Source organism: Archangium sp. (genome assembly GCF_036389735.1).
GTDB lineage: Bacteria > Myxococcota > Myxococcia > Myxococcales > Myxococcaceae > Archangium.
This window is the reverse complement of the sequence record NZ_DASVWK010001134.1, coordinates 1-3,000: the sequence shown is the minus strand read 5'-3', so window position 1 is coordinate 3,000 and position 3,000 is coordinate 1. Positions and strand designations below refer to the sequence as shown.

At 69.8% G+C, this 3,000-nt stretch carries 3 protein-coding genes and 1 pseudogene; 3 read left to right on the top strand and 1 reads right to left on the bottom strand.

The window, feature by feature from the left end; genetic code table 11:
* Both VF794_RS40790 and VF794_RS40785 read left to right on the top strand, forming a co-directional pair.
* Positions 1–507: pseudogene (locus VF794_RS40790) on the top strand (caspase family protein); the annotation flags it as partial.
* A gap of 86 nt (positions 508–593) precedes the next feature.
* Positions 594–1,778, top strand: coding sequence for a hypothetical protein (locus VF794_RS40785; RefSeq protein WP_331119314.1), 1,185 nt, complete (start codon positions 594–596; stop codon positions 1,776–1,778).
* 10 nt (positions 1,779–1,788) lie between these two features.
* Here VF794_RS40785 and VF794_RS40780 read toward each other — a convergent pair whose 3' ends face one another.
* A complete protein-coding gene (locus tag VF794_RS40780; protein ID WP_331119312.1) occupies positions 1,789–2,250 on the bottom strand; it encodes a hypothetical protein in 462 nt (153 codons plus the stop codon).
* Positions 2,251–2,386: 136 nt separating this feature from the next.
* Here VF794_RS40780 and coaA point away from each other — a divergent pair.
* Positions 2,387–3,000 (top strand): type I pantothenate kinase (gene coaA, locus VF794_RS40775; RefSeq protein WP_331119310.1); only part of this gene is annotated, 614 nt, incomplete at its 3' end.

Here is a 3,000-nt window from a genome sequence, read left to right as displayed (position 1 = left end):
GAGTTCGCTCCGGCCGCTGAAGTCGGAGTGCGCGAGCCCCTCCCCGTGCTCGAGCCGAGGCCGCGCTTGGAGTGGGAGGTGGGCGCCGTGGCCTCGCGGGCACCGCTCGGACTCGGACAGTTCCTCGCGGGGCCGAGCGTGACGCTGCGCACGCCGGGGCCGTACACGCTCGGGGGGCGTGCCGCGTATGCCCTCACGCCCCTGCCCACCGAGGGCGTGCTCCTCCACCGCTTCTCCGTGCAGGGGCTGGCGGGCTTGCAGAGCACCGCCTCCATGGGTCCGTTCCTGGAGGGCGCCGCGGGTTGGAGCCTGCTGGGGGTGAAGTTCAGGGGCGGGATACAGGGGGACCCCACCGTGTTCTCCGCCCACCTCGCTGGCGGCCTGGTGGTGAATGGGGAACAGCGGCGGGTGCGTGTGGGCGGCTTCATCGGGAAGGACTTCGTCACGGCGAATGGTCAGCAGTGGTGGGAGTCCACGTGGGGCATGGAGCTGTCGATCGGGCTCTGAGCCTCGCGAAAAAAGGCGAGGGCGAACGACCCGGCGCGAGTCCTCGCTCCGTATTCCTGGCAACCCTCGAGCCGAGGAAAGCTCTCGTGAAATTCCCGTACCTGCTCCTTCCCGTGACCCTCGCCGGCCTCCTGCTGGGCGCCTGCGATCCCATCCAACTCGACATCATCCTCACGAGTCAGGTCGGCGACATTCCGATCCCGAACCAGCCGGATGGAGGCCCGAGGGATGCCGGCCCGCCCCCGGCCACCCCGCCGGATGCGGGCGACTGCGACAACGGCTGGCGGTCGCGCGAGCTGGCGACGAACGCCATGAACCTGTCCTTCGAGTTCGACTCCGAGGGCGTGGGGCACTACGCCGTCAACCAGAGCGAGAACAAGATCTACGTGGGCAGCACCCGGCCGGGTGACTCCCTGGCACAGGCGGGTGAGTTGTCGGGAAGCGTGGGGGGGCTCGCCATCGACGCGAACGGTCGACGGCATCTGGTCTATTACGGCAGCTCCCCTGGCGCGTATTACGCCCATGAGCGGGTCGGCGGCGGTTGGCAGAGCACCCCGCTGGCCAGCAACGGCTACCCGACGACGCTGAAGCTCGACACCTCGGGCTTCGCACACGTCGTGCTCTCCCTGGGGATGAACGGCGATCGCCGCCTCGGCTATGCGACCAACCGCTCCGGCCAGTGGGAGATCACGGACCTCGGCATCAAGGCCCGCAATAGCAGAGCGGAACTCGCGGTCGAGCCACGGGGCGTCGCCCATCTCGCCTGGCACGACGACTCGAGTTCTGGCGGCATCTCCTACGCCACCAACGCCTCGGGGGCCTGGGTGATCGAGCAGGTCAGTCCTTTTGGCGGCAACGAGCCGGTGATCGAGCTCGACCCCTGGGGCGTCCCCCACCTGCTCTACTCGGAGGGGGGCTCGTATGCCCAGCACGCGGAGCGGCGTGACGGGGTCTGGGCGATCAAGGGCGTGGGCGCCGCCAACGGCATCGCGATCGATCTGAAGGTGGACGCCGCTGGCAACCTCCACGCGCTGCTGGACCGGGCCCAGAACCCGAAGGTCGTCTACGCCCGGCGGTCCGCCGACGGCTCCAACTGGAGCTATACCCCCAGCATCAACCTCGAGGGCCAGGGGGGAGTGGCCCACCTCTGGGAGAACGTGCTCGGGCTGGATGCCGCCGGGAAGGCGCACGTCGGCTACTGGTACATCATTTCCAGCGACACACAGCCCAACCCGTGGAACTTCCTACGGTACGCCGAGCCGTGCCGGTGAAGTCCCCGGCTCAGCGCGTCGGCTTCAACGTGGAGAGCGAGAGCTCCACCCGCGACGAGCCGGGCCCGTAGTCGCGCTCCGGCGCGGTATAGAGGACGAGCACGGAGCGCTCGGGGCGGGGGAGAAAGTACACGAGGGTCCGGGAGGTGCCCTTCTGGAACTCGTAGCGCGCCACGGGGCCCGCGGGGAGTGTCCCCTGGGTGGCGTTCACCCTGTTTCCCGGTACCGGCACGCCCGCGGCGCGCAGCACCTCCTCGGGCGGCGCGTCGAGCGCGGGCGGCTTGCCCTCCACCGAGCGCAGCTCCAGGCCCCCGTTGAAGTGCGCCACGGCTGAGGGGCCGGGCTCCTCGGTGCGCAGGGCCATGCCCGAAGGGGGCTCGTACTGGAGGCCGAGGGCCGTGGAGTCCAGGCGACGCGAGCAGGCCACGGTCAACGACAGGAGCAACAGCGGCAGGAGCGTGGAGCGTTTCACGGGCGCGACTGTGCCACAGGTGCCCGAGCTCTTTCCGGGAACCTGCCGCCGCGCCTCTTCAGACAGGCCGAGCAGCAGCCCAGCACATCTCCCGAGACACCGATAGGATGGGGGCGCCCTCAAGGAGGAGGGCCCCATGTCCGCATCCAGGCACCAGAGCGCGTCCATGTTCGTCGACTTCGAGCGCGAGGCGTGGAGGGCCCTGCGGGCCGCCACGCCTCTGCCCCTCACGGCGGAGGAGGTCGAGGGGCTGCGCGGACTCGGAGAGCACCTGGACCTGGAGGAGGTGGCGGACGTCTACCTGCCGCTCTCGCGACTGCTGAACCTGCACGTGGCCGCGACGCAGAGCCTCTGGACGGCGCAGCAGGCGTTCCTCGGGGGCTTCACCCAGAAGGTGCCGTTCGTCATCGGCATCGCGGGCAGCGTGGCGGTGGGCAAGAGCACCACGGCGCGCATCCTCCAGGCCCTGCTGTCACGCTGGCCGGACCACCCGCACGTGGAGCTCGTCACCACGGACGGCTTCTTGTTCCCCAACCGGGTGCTCACCGAGCGCGGCCTCATGCTGCGCAAGGGCTTCCCTGAGAGCTATGACCGGCGGGCCCTGGTGCGCTTCCTCGCGGAGCTCAAGGCGGGCCGTGGCGAGGTGACGGCGCCCGTCTACTCGCACCTCGTCTATGACATCGTCCCGGACGAAGTGCAGACGATCCGCCGGCCGGACATCCTCATCCTGGAGGGGCTCAACGTGCTCCA